23 protein-coding genes are annotated in these 19,761 nt (G+C 72.8%); 7 read left to right on the top strand and 16 right to left on the bottom strand.

What is annotated here, in order from left to right:
- Window positions 1–114: 114 nt before the first annotated feature.
- Window positions 115–876 carry an isoprenyl transferase gene (locus tag ABD361_RS19265; protein WP_344436672.1) on the bottom strand — a complete coding sequence of 254 codons (762 nt, stop codon included), beginning with the start codon at window positions 874–876 and terminating at the stop codon, window positions 115–117.
- A 110-nt stretch (window positions 877–986) separates the two neighbouring features.
- On the opposite strand from ABD361_RS19265, the gene mgrA reads away from it, so the two are divergent.
- On the top strand, window positions 987–2,024 hold the full coding sequence (mgrA, locus tag ABD361_RS19260; protein WP_344436671.1) for an L-glyceraldehyde 3-phosphate reductase: 1,038 nt from the start codon (window positions 987–989) through the stop codon (window positions 2,022–2,024).
- 449 nt (window positions 2,025–2,473) lie between these two features.
- Here mgrA and ABD361_RS19255 read toward each other — a convergent pair whose 3' ends face one another.
- A complete protein-coding gene (locus ABD361_RS19255; protein WP_344436670.1) occupies window positions 2,474–3,193 on the bottom strand; it encodes a prepilin peptidase in 720 nt (239 codons plus the stop codon).
- Window positions 3,194–3,261: 68 nt separating this feature from the next.
- Here ABD361_RS19255 and ABD361_RS19250 point away from each other — a divergent pair, with 68 nt between their 5' ends.
- Both ABD361_RS19250 and ABD361_RS19245 read left to right on the top strand, forming a co-directional pair.
- Window positions 3,262–3,642: a DUF192 domain-containing protein gene (locus ABD361_RS19250; protein WP_425583260.1), complete on the top strand. Its 381-nt coding sequence runs from the start codon at window positions 3,262–3,264 to the stop codon at window positions 3,640–3,642.
- Window positions 3,643–3,895: 253 nt separating this feature from the next.
- Window positions 3,896–5,032, top strand: a complete 1,137-nt coding sequence (locus ABD361_RS19245; protein ID WP_344436669.1) for an amidase domain-containing protein — start codon at window positions 3,896–3,898, stop codon at window positions 5,030–5,032.
- 59 nt (window positions 5,033–5,091) lie between these two features.
- Here the strand turns inward: ABD361_RS19245 and ABD361_RS19240 are convergent, their stop codons facing one another.
- The gene (locus ABD361_RS19240; protein WP_344436668.1) at window positions 5,092–6,351 is read right to left on the bottom strand and encodes a hypothetical protein; all 1,260 of its coding nucleotides are present in this window, start codon (window positions 6,349–6,351) and stop codon (window positions 5,092–5,094) included.
- A 289-nt stretch (window positions 6,352–6,640) separates the two neighbouring features.
- On the opposite strand from ABD361_RS19240, the gene ABD361_RS19235 reads away from it, so the two are divergent.
- A complete protein-coding gene (locus ABD361_RS19235) occupies window positions 6,641–6,916 on the top strand; it encodes a hypothetical protein (protein WP_344436666.1) in 276 nt (91 codons plus the stop codon).
- 61 nt (window positions 6,917–6,977) lie between these two features.
- On the opposite strand, the gene ABD361_RS19230 is transcribed toward ABD361_RS19235, so the two are convergent.
- Window positions 6,978–7,157, bottom strand: coding sequence for a hypothetical protein (locus tag ABD361_RS19230; protein WP_344436665.1), 180 nt, complete (start codon window positions 7,155–7,157; stop codon window positions 6,978–6,980).
- 117 nt (window positions 7,158–7,274) lie between these two features.
- Window positions 7,275–7,805, bottom strand: coding sequence for an ATP-binding protein (locus ABD361_RS19225; protein ID WP_344436664.1), 531 nt, complete (start codon window positions 7,803–7,805; stop codon window positions 7,275–7,277).
- A 242-nt stretch (window positions 7,806–8,047) separates the two neighbouring features.
- Here ABD361_RS19225 and ABD361_RS19220 point away from each other — a divergent pair, with 242 nt between their 5' ends.
- From ABD361_RS19220 to ABD361_RS19210, 3 genes are read left to right on the top strand one after another with little or no spacing between them, the layout of a single operon-like run.
- Window positions 8,048–8,899: a helix-turn-helix domain-containing protein gene (locus tag ABD361_RS19220; RefSeq protein ID WP_344436663.1), complete on the top strand. Its 852-nt coding sequence runs from the start codon at window positions 8,048–8,050 to the stop codon at window positions 8,897–8,899.
- Between the two features lie 10 nt (window positions 8,900–8,909).
- Window positions 8,910–9,101, top strand: a complete 192-nt coding sequence (locus ABD361_RS19215; protein WP_344436662.1) for a hypothetical protein — start codon at window positions 8,910–8,912, stop codon at window positions 9,099–9,101.
- A 21-nt stretch (window positions 9,102–9,122) separates the two neighbouring features.
- A complete protein-coding gene (locus ABD361_RS19210) occupies window positions 9,123–9,314 on the top strand; it encodes a hypothetical protein (protein ID WP_344436661.1) in 192 nt (63 codons plus the stop codon).
- A gap of 21 nt (window positions 9,315–9,335) precedes the next feature.
- On the opposite strand, the gene ABD361_RS19205 is transcribed toward ABD361_RS19210, so the two are convergent.
- The 11 genes from ABD361_RS19205 to ABD361_RS19155 all read right to left on the bottom strand — a co-directional run bounded on the left by ABD361_RS19205 (window position 9,336) and on the right by ABD361_RS19155 (window position 19,758).
- Window positions 9,336–10,355, bottom strand: a complete 1,020-nt coding sequence (locus tag ABD361_RS19205) for a hypothetical protein (RefSeq protein ID WP_344436660.1) — start codon at window positions 10,353–10,355, stop codon at window positions 9,336–9,338.
- Between the two features lie 10 nt (window positions 10,356–10,365).
- Entirely contained in the window at window positions 10,366–11,937 is a 1,572-nt protein-coding gene (locus ABD361_RS19200; protein WP_344436659.1) for a S53 family peptidase, read from the bottom strand.
- 55 nt (window positions 11,938–11,992) lie between these two features.
- Window positions 11,993–12,628: an OmpA family protein gene (locus ABD361_RS19195; RefSeq protein ID WP_344436658.1), complete on the bottom strand. Its 636-nt coding sequence runs from the start codon at window positions 12,626–12,628 to the stop codon at window positions 11,993–11,995.
- Window position 12,629: 1 nt separating this feature from the next.
- Window positions 12,630–13,190: a hypothetical protein gene (locus ABD361_RS19190; protein WP_344436657.1), complete on the bottom strand. Its 561-nt coding sequence runs from the start codon at window positions 13,188–13,190 to the stop codon at window positions 12,630–12,632.
- An 85-nt stretch (window positions 13,191–13,275) separates the two neighbouring features.
- Window positions 13,276–13,962 carry a pilus assembly protein TadG-related protein gene (locus tag ABD361_RS19185; protein WP_344436730.1) on the bottom strand — a complete coding sequence of 229 codons (687 nt, stop codon included), beginning with the start codon at window positions 13,960–13,962 and terminating at the stop codon, window positions 13,276–13,278.
- Entirely contained in the window at window positions 13,959–14,120 is a 162-nt protein-coding gene (locus tag ABD361_RS19180) for a Flp family type IVb pilin (RefSeq protein WP_344436656.1), read from the bottom strand. The genes ABD361_RS19185 and ABD361_RS19180 overlap by 4 nt, the downstream gene beginning before the upstream one ends.
- Before the next feature lie 297 nt (window positions 14,121–14,417).
- Complete coding sequence (locus ABD361_RS19175; RefSeq protein WP_425583266.1) at window positions 14,418–15,308, bottom strand: DUF5936 domain-containing protein; 891 nt, start codon at window positions 15,306–15,308, stop codon at window positions 14,418–14,420.
- A 19-nt stretch (window positions 15,309–15,327) separates the two neighbouring features.
- Complete coding sequence (locus ABD361_RS19170) at window positions 15,328–16,275, bottom strand: type II secretion system F family protein (RefSeq protein ID WP_344436654.1); 948 nt, start codon at window positions 16,273–16,275, stop codon at window positions 15,328–15,330.
- Between the two features lie 11 nt (window positions 16,276–16,286).
- Window positions 16,287–17,666 carry a TadA family conjugal transfer-associated ATPase gene (locus tag ABD361_RS19165; RefSeq protein ID WP_344436652.1) on the bottom strand — a complete coding sequence of 460 codons (1,380 nt, stop codon included), beginning with the start codon at window positions 17,664–17,666 and terminating at the stop codon, window positions 16,287–16,289.
- Complete coding sequence (locus ABD361_RS19160; RefSeq protein ID WP_344436651.1) at window positions 17,663–18,142, bottom strand: TadE/TadG family type IV pilus assembly protein; 480 nt, start codon at window positions 18,140–18,142, stop codon at window positions 17,663–17,665. The genes ABD361_RS19165 and ABD361_RS19160 overlap by 4 nt, the downstream gene beginning before the upstream one ends.
- Window positions 18,142–19,758: a CpaE/TadZ family protein gene (locus ABD361_RS19155; RefSeq protein WP_344436650.1), complete on the bottom strand. Its 1,617-nt coding sequence runs from the start codon at window positions 19,756–19,758 to the stop codon at window positions 18,142–18,144. Before ABD361_RS19155 ends, ABD361_RS19160 begins: the two co-directional genes overlap by 1 nt.
- Window positions 19,759–19,761 lie beyond the last annotated feature (3 nt).

The raw sequence follows: 19,761 nt of genomic DNA, 5'->3' as shown, positions 1-19,761 counted from the left end.
CGCAGGCGACACGCCGCCCCGCGGCCCGGGTGAAGCACGGCACCCCACCTGCGGGCACGTCGTGGCTTGTCGCGCAGTTCCCCGCGCCCCTATGGGGCGCCGTGCGGCCAGGCCCTAGTAGCCGTACCGCCGGTGACGCGCCGCGTAATCCCGCAGCGCACGCAGGAAGTCGACCTTCCGGAAGGCGGGCCAGAAGACTTCGCAGAAGTAGTACTCGGAGTGGGCGCTCTGCCAGAGCATGAAGCCGGACAGCCGCTGTTCACCGCTGGTGCGGATGATGAGGTCGGGGTCGGGCTGGCCCTTGGTGTAGAGGTGCTTGGTGATGTGGTCGACGTCGACCATCTCGGCCAGCTCCTCGAAGGACGTGCCGCTCTCCGCCGCCTCCAGGATCAGCGAGCGCACCGCGTCGGCGATCTCCTGCCGGCCGCCGTAGCCGACGGCGACGTTGACGAGTATTCCCTTGCGGTCGAGCGTGTCCTGCTCGGCCTCCTTGAGCACCTGCTGCGTGCGGCCCGGCAGCAGGTCGAGGTTGCCCACGTGGTGCACGCGCCAGCGGCCGTCGGCGGCCAGGCCGCGCACGGTGTTCTCGATGATGGCGAGCAGCGGCATGAGCTCCTCGGCCGGACGGTCGAGGTTGTCCGTGGAGAGCATCCAGAGGGTGACGACCTCGACGTCGGTCTCCGCGCACCAGCCGAGCAGCTCGGAGATCTTGTCCGCGCCGGCCTGGTGACCCTGTTCGGTCGTCCGGCCGTCCGCCCGCGCCCAGCGGCGGTTGCCGTCGAGGATGACGCCGATGTGCTTGGGCACCTGGGCATGGTCGAGGCGGCCCTCCACCCGGCGTGCGTAAAGCCTGTACACCAGGTCGCGCAACTTCACTCTTCCTGCCCCTCCATGCCATGGCGGTCGCCCCGAGGGCGCCACCCTACTGCCAGCGTGTCGCGAGGACCCAACTAGCCCTGTCACAAGACCGTGATAGTCAGGTGCACATGACCGATCCCTCGCTCTACCGGGCGGCCCCGGCGCGCTACGACTCCATGGAGTACCGGCGCACCGGCCGCAGCGGGCTCAAGCTGCCCGCGATCTCCTTGGGACTGTGGCACAACTTCGGCGACGACCGCACCCTCGACTCGCAGCGGGCGATCCTGCGCCGCGCCTTCGACCTGGGGGTCACCCACTTCGATCTGGCCAACAATTACGGGCCGCCGCCGGGCTCGGCCGAGCTGAACTTCGGCAAGCTGCTGGAGCAGGATTTCCGGCCCTACCGGGACGAACTCGTCATCTCGACGAAGGCCGGCTACCTCATGCACCCCGGCCCGTACGGCGAGTGGGGCTCCCGCAAGTACTTGTTGTCGTCGCTGGACGCCTCGTTGCGCCGGATGGGTCTGGAGTACGTCGACATCTTCTACTCGCACCGTTTCGACCCGCACACGCCGCTCGAAGAGACGATGGGCGCGCTGGCGTCCGCGGTGCAGCAGGGCAAGGCGCTGTACGCGGGGGTGTCCTCCTACAACGCCGAGCAGACACGCGAGGCCGCGCGGCTGCTGCGCGAGATGGGCGTGCCCGCGCTGATCCACCAGCCGTCGTACTCGATGATCAACCGGTGGACCGAGGACGACGCGCTCCTCGACACGCTGGAGGACGAGGGCATGGGCTGCATCGCCTTCGCGCCGCTGGCGCAGGGCCTGCTCACCGACAAGTACCTCCAGGGCGTCCCGGAGGGCTCGCGCGCCTCCAGGGGCACCTCGCTGGACCCCGCGCTGCTGACCGGGCAGGTCGTGGAGCGGCTGCGCGGGCTGAACGCGATCGCGCAGCGCCGGGGCCAGACGCTGGCGCAGCTGGCGCTGAGCTGGGTGCTGCGGGACGAGCGGATGACCTCGGCGCTGACGGGGGCCTCCAGCGTGGCCCAGCTGGAGGCGAACGTCGCCGCGCTGGGCGGGGCACCGCTGACCAAGGAAGAACTGGCCGAAATCGATGCCCTTGCCGTGAGTGCCGAAGGCGTCAATATCTGGGCCCAGCGCGGCTGACCCGGGCCCGCGGAACCGGCTTCCGCACGGCTCGTCACGGAGAGTGACCAGAGGGAAAGAAAAACGGGCCGGTCCGTGGGGGGGATACGGACCGGCCCGAGGGGGGGTTTCCACCATAACCGGTCCGGGGCCGTGTTCGGTGCATCGAGGGGGGTGACAATCCGTGGCGTGCTGACCCGGAGCCCCCTATTCGATCTTGAATACACCTCTGCGCGGGGCCCCGCCGATGGCCGGAGGACCCTTCAGTACTGGGCCTACGGCGTAGAACCGGCCATCCTGGCGCGTTGTTCAAAGGCGTCCGGCGTGTCAGCCGAAAATGTCTTGCAAAGTCATCATCCGCTTGACGCCATTCCGCATTTTGGACGTGATCATGGCGAGAACGTAGCCGACATCACACCCGGATGGCGGCAGGTACGGGCGCGGCGCGGGCCACCGGCCCGTCCATGACGTCATCCCCCGGCCCGCAGCAGCACCCCCACCCATGCCCCCGCGATCAGGAACGGCCCCAGCGGGATCGTGGCGCCGCGCGCTGCGCGCCCCGTCAGGCGCAGGGCATTGCCGTAGAGGGAGCCGAGCAGCAGGCCCGCGAAGGCGCCCGCGAGCAGCGCACCCCAGCCGTACCAGCCCAGCACGCAGCCCAGCGCCGGGGCGAGCTTGACGTCGCCGAAGCCCATGCCCGCCGGATGCAGCAGGAACAGCACCAGGTATCCCCCGCCCAGCACGGCTCCGCCGAGCAGGGCCCGCGGCCAGGAGCCGGCCGCGCCCGGTATCAGGGCGGCGACGCCGAGCAGCACTGCCACGCCCGCCGCCAGCGGCAGCGTGAGGACGTCCGGCAGCCGGCGCACCGACCAGTCGACGCCCGCCAGCACCACCCCCACCGGTGCGGCCAGCAGCCACACCCCGAGCTCCGGCCGCGCCCCGGCCGCCGCGGCCAGCGCCGCGCACGCCAGGGCCGTCCCGGCGGCGGACCACGGCGCACCCGGCCCGTACCGCCCGCCGCACACCGCGCAGCGGGCCGGGCCCAGCCAGCCCGCAACGGCGTGGCCGCAGGGTGCGGCCGTGCGCCACGGCTCCTCCGGCGCCACGGCCAGCCGGTACCGCGCCCGCGCCGCCAGGGCACCGGCCAGCGCCCCGTACACACCGCACACGGCGATCAACAGCGAGTACATGCCGCGAGATTACGCACGTTCGGCGCATCCCGTCCGGGCCTGTGGAAAACTCCGGCTACCCTCTGGCCATGGCTCGCCGGCAGCACGACTGGGTACGGGACGGTTCCGCCCAACTCCGCGTCCCCGCCTCGGGCGTGACGATGCCGGTCGAGGTGGCCGCCTCGGCACGGTCCCGCACCCGCGGGCTCCTCGGGCGGGACGGGGTGGAGGGCGGTCTGCTGCTCGTCCCCGCCTCCGGGGTGCACACCCTGGGCATGCGCTTCCCCATCGACGTGGCGTACCTGCGCCGTGACTTCACCGTCCTCGCCGTGCGCACCATGCCGCCGGGCCGCATCGGCCTGCCGCGCCTGCGTGCGCGCATGGTGCTGGAGGCCGCGGCCGGGGCCATGAGCGCCTGGGGGCTGCGGCCGGGCGACCGGCTGGAGCCCGTCCCCCGGCCAGGGCCGTAGGACCGGGGCACAGGACCGGGCGCAGGACCGGGCACAGGAACAGGACGGGAACACAACCGGAACAAGATCGTGACAGTCGCGGGGCAGCACCACGAAACACCCGGACAAAACGTCATCCGCCGCCCACCGACCGCTATATCAGATTGACTTCGCCTTCGGTCCGGGATTCCGGCACGCATTCAATATGACGAAACTTCGTGCGAAGATTCCGACTCACCGGTCAGCCCAGGCCGGTTTGACAAGAGGAAACTTCGTGAAGCGAAAGACGCTCATATCCGTTATCGGAGCAGGACTCACCGTGGCCGCCGCGGGTGTTCTGCTGCCGTCCACGGCCATCGGTGCACAGGACAACAACACGGTGGACAGGGCGACGACCGATTCCTTCGGCCGCCTCGCCGACGCGGTGCTGAACGAGCGCACTGCGGCCCTCCTCGACGGCCGCCGGGTCACCAGACCGGGCGACCTGCACGACAAGAAGGTGCGCGTGGCCTCGGGCCTGGCCCGCACCGAGACCTCCGGCCTGAGCTCGCTGCGCGACCGCAAGAAGGTCCTGGAGCAGCTGGGCGAGGTCTACAGCAACGCCGAGACCAAGGTCAGCACGGACGGCGTCCGCATCAAGGGCCGCACCGCCACCGTCCAGGTCACCGAGACCACGGTCCTGACGTACAAGAAGGTGCGCGGCGACGAGCCGACGACCACCGGCTTCCAGGCCCACCACGAGCTGACGTTCACCCGCGGCTCCAAGGGCAGCTGGGAGCTGTCGACCATCCGCGCCAAGGACGAGGGCCCGCGCGCCGTCAACCAGCCGGTGACGGCTCCGGCGCCCGCGACCGACGGCGACGGCTACCCGAAGGCGACCCCGGCCGCCATCACCTGGCCGGCCCGCCCCGCGCCGAAGACGCAGAAGGCCGGCGGTTACGACTACAAGGCCATGGCGGCCTATGCGGAGAAGTACTGGAGCCGGTACAACCCCGCCTACCCGAGCTTCAACAAGGGCGGCGGCGACTGCACGAACTTCATCAGCCAGGCCCTGAAGGCCGGTGGCTGGAAGGACGCGCCGGGCTCGGAATCCGACTACACCAAGTGGTGGTACAACTCCTCGAACCGGAGCCTGAGCACCTCCTGGGTCGGCGCCAACGAGTGGTCGTGGTTCACCCTGTCGCAGAAGCGCGCGACCAACCTGCAGAACGTCTACCAGATGGACGTCGGTGACATCCTGCAGATGGACTTCGACCGCGACGGGTCCAAGGACCACTCGATGATCGTCACCTACCGCAGCCGCATGGGCGTGCCGTACGTGACATACCACTCCACCAACACCTTCCGGAAGTCGGTGGCGAGCATCATCGCCTCCAACCCCGACGCGGTCTACTACGCGTACCGCACCTGACAGGTGCCCTTTTCCGCGGTGGGTCCGGCCGGGCCCACCGCCCACTCGTCTCACTTCTCTCACTCGTCGCGGCGGCGCGCCGCCAGGCTCCATGCGCCGAGCCCGATCAGCAGGGCGCTGCCCGTGCCGATCCCCGCGTAGCCGAGGATCCGCAGCCGCTCGCCGCGCCGCGCCGCCCCGGCCGCCGCGACCGGCTCCACGCCGGTGACCTGCCGGCCCCCGCCGCCCGCGCCGCCGCCCGTGGCGACCGCCGGCCGCGCGCCGGCCACGGACACGGCGAGCGCGACCGGCACTCCCCCGTCCCCGCGGACCTTGGGGCTCACGCTCACCTGCAGGTAGTACCAGCCGGGCAGGCTCATCCCGCGGGCCGCCTCCCCGCCGTCACCGCCGTCGTTCGCGGCCGGGGGCGTGGCCAGGGAGACGGTGGCCGGCCGGCCCTGGTAGCTGCCGGTGCGGTTCATGACGTAGCCGCGCCCGGGGTTGTTCAGGCCGACCCGCAGCCCGCCGACGACGTACGGGCCGCGGTCCGCCGCGCCCGCCCCGAACTCGGCGTCCGCGAAGAGCTGTTCGCCGGCGTCGACCCGCACCCGGTAGAAGCGCGTCTCGCCCGGACGGATCGTGTCCTGCCACGCCCCGGGCGCGATCTCGGCGGCGTCGTCGAAGCCCGTGCCGCCGTGCACCCCGCGGGCGCGGCCCGTCGGACGCGGCGACGGCGGCTGCGAGCTCCAGCCGCCGGGCGCGGTCGGCAGCGCGGCGGCGATCGTGTGCCGCGGCGGCCCTGCGGTGTACTTCAACTCCAGCTGTACGGGCGCGGCATCGCCGCCCGTCGCGTCCCCGCGCCGGACCACGAAGCGGTACGTACCGGCCTTGGCGCACGCCCCGCCCGACGCCTTCACCACGCGCTCGGCGTAGTCGGCCAGCGGGTACGCGCCACCGGTCGACGCGAAGGAGCGGTGGCGCACACCGCCGCAGGCGGTGCCGTCCGGTGCCAGCAACAACACGTCGATGCCGTCGCGTAAGCCCATCCGGCTGCCGGGCCGGGGCACGGCGACGACGGAGACGTACGCGCTGGCGCGGTCGTCCAGTTCCACGCCGTAGGAACGGGTCTCGCCGGGGGCGATGCTGTCGGTGTACGCCGCCGGGTCCGCCGCGAGCACGGGGGCGTCCCCGCCGGCGCCGGCGGCCCCCCGCACCGGGCTCGCTCCGGCGGCCGGCCGGTAGGCGGCCGGCCCCTCGGCGGCCTGTGCGCCTGCCGTTCCCGCCGCCAGCACTCCCGCCACCCCCATCGCCGTCGCCGCCCCGACGAGCCGGCCCCTCATCTCCCGCCTCCCTCACCGCGCTCCCCTGCCGTCCCCCGCCGCCGCGCGGGCCCCATCCTGCCGCGCGGGGGACGGCCGCGCGAGCGTACGACCCTTCCGGGCAGGGCGAGTTGGGCGAGCAGCGGGACGTGCGGTGTCCGATGCAACCGAAATCGCCTGTTCGGTCCGCCCGTTGGAACCGGAAGCGGAGATACCGCGTCCTCAACAGCAGTGCGTCTCCGGTACGGTTACCGATCAGTTCCCGCCACGGCTATGGCTGGAACTGATCGGCAATTCGAAAGGAGCGACCATGCGTCGCCGCATGACCGCCATTGTTCTCGCCGCCGCCCTCGCCGGTGGCGTCGCCGCCACCGTCGCCCCGGCCGCCCAGGCCGCAGGCATCACCTGTGACGTCGCCAAGCTGCACAAGGAGGCCGACACGCTCAAGCGCGAGGCCGCCCGCCAGAAGAGCCAGGGCCAGCGCGAGGCCGCCCGCCGCACCCTCGACCGCGCCAGCCAGATCGAGAAGCGCATCCACCAGTGCGAGGCCGCCGACCGCAACACCAGCGGCCCCTTCGGCGGCTGACCACCCCTCCTGACGGCACACCGCTCCGGCCTTCCGTACGGGAGGCCGGAGCGGTCGTCTTTCACGGCAGGACGACGAGCCCGTTCCGCTCCGGAGCCCCGGAGTGCCACGGATCCGCGCTGACGGCGTTGGCGTTCACACTCACCATCCGGCTGAACGGCCCGTCATCCGCACTCGCCGGCCCGGCGAGCAGCCCGAAGAACGCGGTGATTCCGACGAGGACGACGGTGAGACGGCGCACGATGTGCCTCCAGATGCAGAACGGGTCGAAACACACCCGCTCTGCCCGGACCCGGACGGCCCGATGCACCCCATCACCCGTACGGGAGCGAGGAATCGATCCTCCGCCGCTCCCCCCTCAAGCGATCGCCGCAGCGTAGTCGGCAGCCCCGGCCCGGGGCAGGTTCACCCAGACCTTGGTGCCTTCGCGCCCGGGCGCGGGCCGGATGACGCCCCACTTGCCCTTGCACTCGTGCACGACGCACGCCAGCAGATACAGCATCCGGTTGCGCCGCGCCGCGCACCGCGCGGAACCGTCCGCCTCGGAGTGACCGGAGTGCGGATCCCACAGCGTGATGCACACCCCCTCCACTTCCCGCCGCCACCGCAGCGACAGGTACAGCACCTGACCGGGCTCGAACAGCGCCGCACACGCGACGAGTTCACCGGTCGCCTGCAGGGCGGGCGGCACGAGGTCACCGAGCCCGTGCGCCTCCAGGGCCCGGAGCACACCGGCCCGGGCCACCGCCACGGCATGCGGCTCACCGGGGATGGCATAGCTGTAGGCAAGGTCGTACGGATCCCGGTGCTGGATCGAGGCGTGCCGTACGTGCTCGGCGACATCGGGTACGGCGGGGTGGACGACCGGGCAAAGGCTGACGGATGCCATGCGGCGCTCCCGTAGGGGGTGGGTGAGTGATGAGCACGCGCCCCCGGCCCTCGCGGTGGCCTGTCCCCCGCCCGTGGAACGGACGTCGGATGCGCTTCCGCTGCGCGGGGCTTTGGCGGTGCGGCATCGAAGCTAGGCCGGATCCGTGGCACAGTGCCACTGCTCCAGTGGCTATTGCCCCTAACGAGTGAGGGTTCGTGCACATGGGTACGTCCGCGCCGATCCGCCGGTAGGAAGGTGGCATGCCACCCAGGAAGACACCGACCGAGCGCCAGAAGCGGCTGGGAGCCGAACTGCGCAGGATGCGGCTCGCCGCCGGGCGATCGACCGACTACGCAGCCGGGTTGCTCGGCGTCGACCGTACGAAAATCTCCAACATCGAGGCCGGAGTGCGCGTGATCACGCCGGAACGCGTGCGCTCGCTCGCCTGCAACTACGCCTGCTGCGACGAAAAGTACATCGAGGCACTGGCCGCCATGGCCGCCGAGCGGGAGCGGGGGTGGTGGGAGGACTTCAGGGGCACGGTGCCCGCGGGCATGCTCGACATCGCCGAGTTGGAGTGGCACGCCACACGGGTATTCACCTCACAGGTCATGCACCTGCCGGGCCTGCTGCAGACCGAGGACTACGCCCGGGCAATCTTCGCGGCAGTTCTGCCTCCCATGCCGCGGCTGGAGGTCGAGCTCCGCGTGGCACACCGCATGCAACGACAGCAGGCTTTCGAGCGGCAACGGCCCCAGCACTACGTGGGATACATCCACGAGGCCGCCCTGCGCATGCAGTTCGGAGGGAGACGAGTGACGGGCCGCCAGCTGAACCACCTGCTGCTCATGTCGGAGCGGGACCACATCGTGCTCCGGGTCGTCCCGGTCGAGACGGGCGCCTTCCCGGGCGCCGGCCACGCGATGTTGTATGCGGAAGGCCCCGTACGGCAGCTCGACACAGTGCAGCTGGACTCGGCGGACGGGCCGATCTTTCTCTGCGCCGAGTCACAACTGGAGCGGTACCGCTCGCACCTGGACTGGATGGAACGGTCCGCGCTGGATTCCGCCCGTTCACGGGACTTCATCCACGGCATCGCAAGCGACCTCTGAGGAGGCTGCCATGCCCGAGATCACCTGGGAAGACCCCTACTGCGCCGAAGGAAGCGCATGTTTCCGCTTAGGCACCGACGAGGCCGGCAACGGCTACATAGCTGTCGCCGGAGACGAGGACCACTACCTCACCGACACCCGCGAAGCACTCCGCACCCTCATCCGCGACATCAAAGCCGGCAAGGCCGACCACTTGCTGTGACAATGGAGGAAGGCACTCACCATGGACCGCATCACCTGGGAAGCCCCGTTCTGTGGCGCAGGAAACAACTGCTTCCGCTTAGGCACGGACGAGGCCGGCAACGGTTACATAGCCGTCGCCGGAGACGAGGACCACTACCTCACCGACACCCGCGAAGCACTCCGCACCCTCATCCGCGACATCAAAGCCGGCAAGGCCGATCACTTGTTGTGACGTGCCGGGCCCGGAGGGCGGTCACTTTGCCTCCACTCCTCGCGTGGAGTCGCGCGCGCTGTCCAGGACCTTCTTGCCCTGCCGGTCGATCAGGCGAGTCACCGATTCCTGCAGGACGCCGAAGATGACCGCCCAGGCGACGATCTGGGGGCCGTTGTCCAGGGCCGTCAGGCCGGGGACGACGCCGCCGTGGATCAGGAAGATCCCGAAGAGTGCGGCCAGGGCGCCGACGGGGAGCCTGAGCAGGATCAGCATCATGGGGACGGAATAGGGCGTGGTCGTGCCCTGGATGTCCCGCAGCGAGATGGCCCCGGCCAGGGCCGCGGCGCCGAGGCCCGACAGCTCCACGAGCAGGACGTCGCGTCCGGAGGCGTGGGGGCCGACGGGGCAGGCGACGGCCGGGTGCAGGTTGTCGGGGGTGGGCGGCTGCTCGAAGCACAGGTTGCGGGGGACGACGTGCGGTGCGGCGTACCCCCAGATGACGAACCCTGCTGCGATCAGACCGGTCGCTATCACCGAAATCAGCAGAATGTTGCGGAAGCTGCGCACCCGGGCACGCTCCGTCTCCTCCGCGTCGTGTGCCGCCAGGAGCGTGCTGATGGCCAGCTCCCTCATGTGCAGGCCGAGCTGATTGTTGGACGTCTTCAGCTCGCTTTCGAGGGCTCTGAGCCGAGGATCCTCGGAGCCGAGGTGCTGCCGCGCCTGGGCGAGGACGACCATGCCGTACCAGCGGAGTTCGTCCCTCGGCACGAGGCGCACGATCTTCACCTCGGCCTTGTGGATGTTCGAAAATATCCGGTCGATCGTTGCGCTCTTCGCGGACCGGGAATGGTAGTTCACGGCGTTTCGCGCTGCTGCCAGATGCGCGTTGGCCTTCTTTGCGAGCGCGGCGTCCTCGGGCTGGAGCGGTTGCGTGGTGATCCGGTCCATCTGCGCCTGCAGGTGGGCGATGTGTGCGCTCACCCGCTGGCGCCACGCCTGCGAGCTTCCTTTCGCGGCGACGTCGCCTGCGGCGTCCGGATCGAGGTGGGGCGCGGACATGACGGGCCCCTCAGGCCGGGACGGAGCGCAGCCGGTCGAGGAGTTCGGCGCCGTTCGGGGAGCCGAGGCCGGTGCAGGCGTCCCAGCCGTTCGCCGCGGTGAAGTGGCCGTTGTCGCCCTGGGTGATGTCGCGGAACCCGGGAGCCGTGTGGCCGGGGATCGCGCCCGGGTACAGCAGGGGCTGCAGCAGGCCCAGGGGGCGCCCGAGGGCCTCGGAGAGGCGGCAGGCGAGGGCCGCCCACAGCGGTGCCACCGCGCTCGTCCCGCCGACGACCTGCGGCTGACCGTCGACGAGGACCTCGTAGCCGGTCTCGGGGTCGGCGACGGCGGAGACGTCCGGCACTCCGCGCCCGGCGGGGTGGCCGGGCACGGTCGGCACTCCGGCCTGGGACTGCCAGGTCGGCAGCCGGAACGCGTGGCTCACGCCTCCCCCGGTGCCCTGGCCGTCGGTGTGCCACACCGTCTCGGACCGTACGGTGCCGTGCACCGGGTCGGCGTCCAGGCGGGTGCCGCCGCAGGCGACGACGTGCGGGCTGGAGGCGGGGAAGTCGGTGTGCGGCCTGCCGTCGGCCGCACCGTCGGTGCTGGCGTCGTCGCCGGAGGCGGCGAAGACGGACACGCCCAGGGCGGCGGCGTCGACCAGTGCCTCGTCGAAGAGGTTCCTGGACTGGGCGGTCCAGTTCGACTCGGCGGCACCCCAGCTGATGCTGACCGCCGCGGGAGTCGGGTCCGCGGCGACGGCGGTGGCCAGGGCGTCGACGAAGCCCTGGGCGCTGTTCGGGGCGAAGTAGACCACCTGACGGGCCCCGGGTGCGAGGGCGCCGGCCACCTCGATGTCGAGCATCACCTCTCCGTCGGGCCCGTCGGGGTTGCCGTCGGGGGCGTTCCCGGCACCCCCGATGCCGGCGGGGACGACGGCGGGGGCGGGGCTGATGCCCAGGCCGGAGAAGTACGCGTCGAGGTCGTGCTGCTCCGCCCCGCCGCCGAATTCCAGGAGCGCCAGGGTCCGCCCGGTGCCGTCCGTCCCCTGCGGGAAGTCGTAGACGCGGGCCAGGTCGGAGGGGGCGTACGAGGTGGGCGCGGCCGCCCGCATGCGCCGGAAGTGCGGGCGGACCTGCGGCCGGTCGTCCAGGCCCTGCACGCCGACCACGACGTTCTCCCACTCGGGCAGGATGCGCAGCTCGCCCTCGCGCTGGCGGTGCTCGGTCCGGCCGCCGGTCGCCGGATCGGGGCTCTCGACGCGCTCCATCGCCCCGGGGTCCACGACCTCGCGGATCCGGGCGAGCGGGCCTTTGAGCTTGACCTGGCGGGGGTGCGGGGCGTCGACCGTCTCCAGCCCGTGCTGCTCGGCGGTGCGTCGTACGAGGTCCACGTCGGCGGGGTCGGCGCCGTAGCGTTCGGCCAGTTCGTCCCGCGAGACGGTCTCCGGCCCCTGGACGAGACCGGCGGGGACGTCGGCGCGGCGCCGCAGCGTGAGGGTGACCTCGATCTGCTCGGAATCGTCGACCGGCCCGAGGGCGCGGGCGTCCGCGATCGGGGCGCGCGCGCTGTCCGGGAGGCCGACCATGTGGTTCCTGGTCATGATTTCAGTGTTCGCGCTGCGGCAAAGGGCTACAACTCAGCACCAAAAGGGCAGGTCAGCTGCCGCCGCGGGGGAAGGTGACCTCCACCCGGCGATTCTTGCGGCGCCCTTCCTCGGTGGCGTTGTCGGCGATGGGGTACTGCTCGCCGTAGCCGCGGATCTCGTAGTGGACGGCGGAGGAGCCGAGGTCCTTGGCCAGTTCGCGCTGCACCGCGTTGGCGCGCTCCTTGGACAGGGCGGTGCCGTGGTCCGTCGAGCCCAGGTCGTCGGTGAAGCCGAAGACGCGCACGGTCGTGGCGTGCTGCCGGCGGGCCTCGTCGGCGATCGTACGGATCCGGGAGACGGCCGCCGGGCCGAGGCCGGAGCTGTCCTTCTCGAAGAGGACCTCGGCCTGCAGGGCGAAGGTGACGTCGGTGTTGGTGTCCACGCGGCGCTCGCCGCCGTCGTCCGTCTCGACGACCGACTTGACGTCGAGCACGCGGCCCGGGGCGAGGCGGGCGCCGCGGCGCAGCTTCAGGCCGGGGGCGGTGGGGTCGGTGCGCACGGGCGCGGCGGTACCCGGCGCGGTGCCGGGTGCGGTGCCCGGCCCGGCCGCGACGGCGGGCGCGGCGGCCGCGGGTGCGGACAGCGCGAGGACGGTCGCGGCGGTGAGCACCGCCGTACGGGCGTGGGTGTGCGTCGGCACGGCCATCTCACCCCGAGATCCTGATGCGGACGGACGGCATGGTCGGCAGCTGGAAGTCCACTTCGGTGACGGCGGCGGGCGGTGCGGGGAACTGGGCGTAGACCGCGCGGCTCTCGCCCGGCCGGATGCCGACGAGGCCGGTGGTGCACAGGCACTCGCCGTCGGTGTCGCGCAGGACGAGGTAGCGCTTGCGGCCGGCCGGGTCGACGAGGGACGCCCCGGAGACGGAGGACTGCGACTTGATCTCCGTCTCCTTCGAGCGCCAGGCGACGGGCGTGTAGGGCTTGGTGCCGCGGTTGGTCACCGTGCCGCCCACGGTGAGGAAGCCGCCCTTGTCGCGCACGGCGGAGGTGAGGGTGACCACCACCCCTTCGGGCCCCTTGAGTTCGCCGAGCACGGCGGTGGGGGCGGGGGTGGGCGCGGCGCCGGCACCCGTGGTGGGTCTGCCGGCCGACTGCAGGTCGATGTTCTTCTTCCCCGCGTCGTCCCCGCCTCCGCATCCGGCGAGGGCGAGGGCTGTTGCTGTCACTGTCACGAGGGCTGCTGCTCCGGCGATCCGCGAGGTCATGGTCGCTGGTCCTTTGCTGGTCGCTGGTCGTTCGGGGCGTACGGGTCGTTCGGCTCGTACGGCGCGCGCGTCGACCCCGTCCGGCTCATTCGGTGAGCCGCACGGCGAACAGGTCCGCGGCCCGGATGCCCGCCGGGGGCTGCCCGGGGCCGACGACGAGCACGCTGCCGCCGCACAGCAGCCGCACCGCGCCACCGCCGCCCGTGCCGGGACCGGGCGGCGCGGGGGACGCCGTCGAGGAGGCGGAGGCGGAGGCGGACGGAGTGGGAGTGGGGGTGGGGGTCGGCGTGGGGGCGGGTGCCGCCGTGCAGCGCGGCTCCACCACCGCCTCGGCCGACGCCGTCGCGTGCCGCGCCTGCGTACCGGGGACGACGGAGTCCCCCACGGTGCGCTGCGAGGTCACGGTGACGGTGAACGAGCCGGGTGCACTGCCGGGCCCGCAACTGATCCCGGAGCGCGCGCCGTTGGCGCCCGCGTACGTGTCGGCCGCCGCGCACGCCTGTCCGTCCCGCGCGCCCCGGCCGGCCAGCCAGTCGGCCCAGCCGGTGCCGGTGCCCAGCGCGGCGAGAAAGCCGGTGCGCAGCTGGTCCCGGTAGTCCTGGGCGGCCGCCAGGGCGGCGGCGTCGGCCGCGGTCTGGGCGTTGTTGCGCAGTGCCCCGGCCCGGCCGACCGCGTAGAAGGCCAGGGCGAGGAAGAGCAGGGCCGCCACGGCGGTGATGTAGAGGGGGAACGCCTGGCCCGCGTCGCGGTGCGGACGGGGCCCGGCGCTCAGCCGGTGATCTTGCTGATCTGGTTGGTGATCGCAGTCGCGATCATCGTGCCGAAGTCGGTGGTGGTGAGCACCAGGATGATCGCCACGACCACCGCGATGATGCCGAGGTACTCGATCGACGTCTGGCCCCGGTCCTGCCACCGGCGGTTGCCCCTCATGATTCCCTCCTCGGGAGGCTTCGACTGTGTGCGTACGAGCCCATTGCCTTCCCCTGCGGGGAAGTTGGGACACCATGGGACTCACCCCCGCTCGGCGGCGACGCCTTCGGACGACGACTGTCCCATATCGCGTTGCAGCCGCGAAGGCCCTTCACGGTCTTCGCGCAATTGCCCGGCCGCCGCCGTGCCGGCCTGCGGCCCGTGCTCCGAACAGGGCGCTGCGTGGTGGGGGGATATGTGGGTGTGCTGGGACGCGTTCGCCATCGGGCGACTCTCCTCTCACCGGTCCTGGCATGCTCAATCCCCCGTGATGGAGCCGAAGTCGGTGCCCGAGCCCAGGAAGAACCCCGCGATCAGCAGGATCATCGTCCCCGGGACCATGAACGTCGTGATGACCATCGTCGCCTTCGGCACGGCCCGGGCCGCCCGCCGCCGCGCCTGCTGGGCGTCCGTGCGGCGCATGTCGGTGGCGATGCCGATCAGCGTGTCGACGATGGGGGTGCCGAGCTCCTCGCCCTGCTGCAGGGCGGTGACGAACCGGGCGACCTGCTCGGAGTCGTTGCGCCGGCGCAGCTCCTCGAAGGCCTGCCGCCGGCCGACGCCCATGTCCAGCTGGCGCAGGGTGATGCGCAGTTCGTCGGCCCACGGGCCCTCGTAGCGCTCGGCCACCCGGTCCAGCGCCTGCCTAAAGCCCAGGCCCGCGCTGACGACGACGGCGAGGACGTCCAGGAAGTCCGGCAGCGTGCGCTCGATGGCGTCGCGCCGCTCGCGCACGGCGACCCGGATGCCGATCTCGATCCAGAACAGGCCGAAGGCCACCAGCAGCACGGCGGCCACCGGCTGCCCCTTGGCGAGCATCACCAGGGCCCCGCCGAAGCCGAGCGCGCCGTAGACGGCGCGCCGGGCGGCGTAGCGGTCGACGGTCAGGCCGCCCGGGTTGCCGGCGCGGTCGATCCGACGGCGCACCCGGGCCACGCGCTTGTCGCCCATCAGGCGCAGCACCAGCGGCGCCCAGCGCATGCCGAGACGGTCGACGGCGGAGCCCACGGCCGTCGTACGGCTCGCGCCGACCTCCAGGGCGACGGCCAGGTCCGGTGGCAGCCGCGCGTCGCTGCGCAGCAGCGCGATGCCGTAGCAGGCGCCCGCGACGGACACGCCCGCCAGGAGGGCCAGCAGCAGGGCCGTCATCGGCTCCATCGGCGACTCCTCACACGTCGATCTTCGAGAGCCTGCGGATGAGGAAGAACCCAGCCCCGTACAGGGCGAACGCCGCGACCACCGCCGTACGGCCCCACCAGTCGGCGGTCATCCGGTCGAGCGAGCCGGGGGCGATGCGGTCCATCAGCAGGAGCGTGCCGAGGCCCATGAGCGGTACGACGTAGGCGGTGACGGTCACCTGCGAGAGCTGGGTGCGCACCTCGCGCCGCGTCTCCTTGCGCTCCTCCAGGGTGGCGGTGAGGTTGCGCAGGGAGGTGACGACGGTGCCGCCGGCCCGGTGGGAGAGGACGAGGGTGGTGACGAGGACGACCAGCTCGCGGGAGGGGAGCCGGTCGGCGAGTTCGCCGAGGGCCTCGTCGACGGAGTGACCGACGGCCAGCCGGTCGGCGACCCGGGCCAGCTCCTCGCCGGCCGGTGCCTCCATCTCCTCCGCGGCCATGCCCAGGGCGGTGCGCAGGGCGAGGCCGGCCTGGGTGGCGTTGGCGAGGATGCGGGCGAGTTCGGGCAGCTGGTTGATGAACTTCTCGATCCGTTTGCGCCGCTGCCAGGCCAGGAAGCCGTGCGCCGACCAGACGGCGACCACCGCCGCCGGCGGCCCGAAGAACGGCGCCAGGAACGTGGCCGCCAGCAGCCACAGCCCCGCCGCCGCGACCACCGTGTACGCGGCGAACTCGCCCACCGTCACGTCCAGCCCCGTCGAGGCGATGCGGTGCTCCAGCCGCCGCCCGGCGCGGGTGGCGCGCAGCCGGCGGTCGACGCGGCGGAAGGGCCGCCCGCGCCCGGCGGGCGCCGGGGGCCCGGTGTCCGTCAGGCGCTCGACCAGGGCCTGGTGCCGGTCGCGCCCGGTGAGGTACGCCCGTACGCCCGTGACGGCGAGGGCGCCGCACAGCAGGGTGGCGCCGGTGGTGGCGGTGGTCAGGAGTGCCGAGTGGTCCATGGGCGGGTGCCTCACCTCTCCGTTCCGGTGGTTGGCCCGGTGGCCGGTCCTGGGGCCGTTCCGGTTGCCGCGCCGGTGGCCGTTCCCGTGGCCGTTCCGGTGGCCGCGAAGGCCGGGGGGACGGCCTCGCCCGCGAGCCGGAGCCGTTCGGCGGCCCGTGCGGGCAGGGGCAGGTGCACGAACCCCCCGCGCACGAGCCGGTCGGCGCCCATCGGCTCGGCCTCGAAGCGCGCCACGGTCACCAGGCGGTGGCCGGGCTCCAGCAGGGCGATCTCGGCGATGCGGCGCGTGCCGTCCGGGTGCCGGGCGAGCTGCACGAGGCAGTCGACGGCACTGTCGATCTGGTCGCGCAACGCCTCGTACGGGATCTTCACCTCCGACATGGACGCGAGGGTCCGCAGCCGCATCAGCGCGTCCTCGGCACTGTTGGCGTGCACGGTGGCCAGCGAACCGTCGTGACCGGTCGACATGGCCTGCAGCATGTCGAGCGTCTCGCCACCGCGCACCTCGCCGACGATGATGCGATCGGGGCGCATGCGCAGGGAGTTGCGCACCAGGTCGCGAATGGTGATGCGGCCCTTGCCCTCCACGTTCGGCGGGCGCGACTCCAGCCGGATGACATGCGACTGCTGCAACTGCAGCTCGGCGGCGTCCTCGACGGTGATGATGCGCTCCCCGTCCGGGATCAGCCCCGACAGCGCGTTCAGCAGCGTCGTCTTGCCGGCACCGGTCGGACCGGACACCACCAGGCTGAACCTCGCCCGCACCAGGGCCGACAGCAGCACCACCATCTGCTCGTCCAGCGTGCCCACGGCGATGAGCTCCGGCAGCGTGTAGGCGCGCGGGAAGCGGCGGATGGTGAGCGTGGGGCCGTCCAGGGCGAGCGGCGGGATGATGACGTTGACCCGCTCCCCGGTCGGCAACCGGGCGTCCACCATCGGATTCGACTCGTCCACACGGCGGTTGACGGTCGAGACGATCCGCTCGATCGTCTGCATCAACTGCTCGGTGGAAGCGAACCGGACGGGCACGCGCTCGACCCGGCCGGCCCGCTCGACGAAGACGTGCTCCGGGCCGTTGACCATGATCTCCGTGACCGAGGGGTCCTCCAGCAACGGCTCCAGCACACCCAGGCCCAGGGCCTCGTCCACGACCCGCCGGATCAACCGGTCCCGCTCGGCGGTCGACAACACCGGGCCCTCACGGCTGATGATGTGCCCCAGCACGCGCTCCAGACGCGACCGCCGCTCGTCGGCCGTCAGCGCCGACATCTCGGCGAGGTCGATCTCCTCCAGCAGCTTCGTGCGGTACACCGGCACCAGGTGGGCCGCCACGGCCTCCCGGGCGCCGGGGGCCGCGGGCGCGGCGGGCATACGGGCGCGCAGGCTCACGGGGCGCCCCCCTGCGCCGGGCACGCCATCGTGGCCGTGCGGGTCACGGAGAAGCCGGTGCCGGGGAGGAGGGCGGGCACGTCGACCGTCACGGTGGCGGTGGCGGCGCCCGCCGCCGGGGGGCAGGGGGCCGCGTCGACCGCCGCCCGGCCGGCGACCCAACCGGTCACGGCGGCCCGCGCCGCGGCGGCGGGGCTGCCGCCCCGGGGATCGTCCGCCGTGGCCGCCCGGGCCGCGGACCGGGCGGCGATGCCGGCCTGCTGCGCGGCGAAGGCGGCGAGGCCGAGGTGGAGGGCGGCGAGGGCGACGACGAGCAGCAGCGGCAGGAAGCCGAGGAACTCGAGGGAGGCGGAGCCGGCGTCGCGGCTGCGCCTGCGGCGGGCTTCTCCCCAGCCCCGCCCCTTCCCGAAACCGGGGGCTCCGCCCCCGGACCCCCGGTCCTCAAACGCCGGACGGGCTGGATGGACGGTCCGCATCAATCCTCCCGCGCCACGCCCGCCGTCCCCGTCACGCTCCACGGCAGGTTCACCGCCCCCGGAAACAGCACCGGCACCCGCACCCGTACCGTCGCCCGGTACACCGGGCCCTCCGCGCCGCATCGCGGATCCGTCTGCCATTCGGCCGGCAGGTCGGCCTGCGCGGCGGCCGCGCAGTCGCGGCCCACCGCGCCCGCTCGTGCGGCCTTGTCGGCCGCGTGGCCGGCGAGGGAGTACGCGTAGCCGACCAGGACGCACTGCCAGATCACGGCCAGTGCCACCAGGATCAGCGGCAGGATGCCGACGAATTCGACCGTCGTCTGGCCGCGGTCGCCGAACCGCCGCCGGAAGCGGCCGCCCGCGGGGACGGGCGTGAGCTGATCGGCGCCCGTGCCGCCGCGTGCGGCCTCCAGTGCGTGCCGCCGTCGCGGCGGCGCGGTCAGGCCGAGTTCCGCTGCCAGTGCCCACAGGGCCTGCCGTACCGCCGAGCGCGGGTCCAGGTCCTGCATGCGGCCCGCGTCGACCGCGCCCTGGAGTTCCTTGTAGCCGGCCGGGACGGTCGTGCGCGCGGTGCGGGTGCCCGTCGTGCGGGCGACGAGCGAGGGCTGGATCTCGGCGTGGCGGGTGTGGCGGTTGACCACGGTGGTCGTCTCCTCGGGCGTACGGATGCGCAGCCGCTCCCAGAGCCTGACCATGCGCTTGGCGGCGCGTACGGCCACCACGTCCGGCGTGGTGACGAGCACGGCGACGTCGGCGGTCTCGATGACCGCCGCGCCGGCTGCCGTGATCTGCGTGCCGCAGTCGACGACCACGACGTCGTAGCGGGCCCGCAGGGCGGCCGTGATCTGGCGGGAGGCGAGGTCGCCGACGTCCTCGCCGCGTTCGCCCTCGGCGGGGGCGAGGAGGAGGGCCACTCCGGCGGGGTGGGGGTAGAGGGCGTCCTGCAGGACGCGCGGCGAGATGTCGCTGATGCCGGCGAGGTCGGCGGCGGAGCGCCGGAACTGCACGTCGAGGTAGGAGGCGACGTCGCCGGACTGCAGGTCCATGTCGGCGAGGGCGACGGTGCGCCCGGCGGCGCTCGCGGCGAGGGCGAGCTGGACGGCGGTGACGGTGGTGCCGACGCCGCCCTTGGCGCCGGCGACGGCGACGAGCGTGCCGCCGGGCGGGGTGCCGCCGGCGGCCGCGGGGCCGGCCTCGCCGCCGCCGAGATGGCGCCGGACGCCGGCGGCCCAGTGCGCGGCGGCCTGGACGCGGGCGCCGAGGTCCTCGGCGGTGAGCGGCAGGACGGCCAGGCCGCGGGCGCCGCAGTCCATGGCGGCGGCGTACAGCGCGGGGCCGGCGTCGGCGGTCACGAGGATGACGCCGGTGGCGGGGAAGCGCAGGGCGATCTCGCGGACGAGTTCGAGGGCGGGCACCGGTCCGATGCGCTCGTGCACCAGGACGACGTGGGGCAGGTCGTCGAGGGGGCCGGCGCCGAGGACGGCGAGGGTGTCGAGCAGGCGGGCGGAGTCGCCCACGCTCTGCAGGGGCCGCACGCCCGGGAGCCGGAGCAGGAGATCGCCGAGGAGGCGGTCGGTGTCCGGGTCGCCGACGGCGGGGAGGATGGTGATGGTCACCGG

Origin of the sequence: Streptomyces luteosporeus (genome assembly GCF_039532865.1) — a bacterium.
GTDB lineage: Bacteria > Actinomycetota > Actinomycetes > Streptomycetales > Streptomycetaceae > Streptomyces > Streptomyces luteosporeus.
The sequence above is the reverse complement of the archived record's forward strand: the minus strand, read 5'-3'. Positions and strand labels throughout refer to the sequence as shown.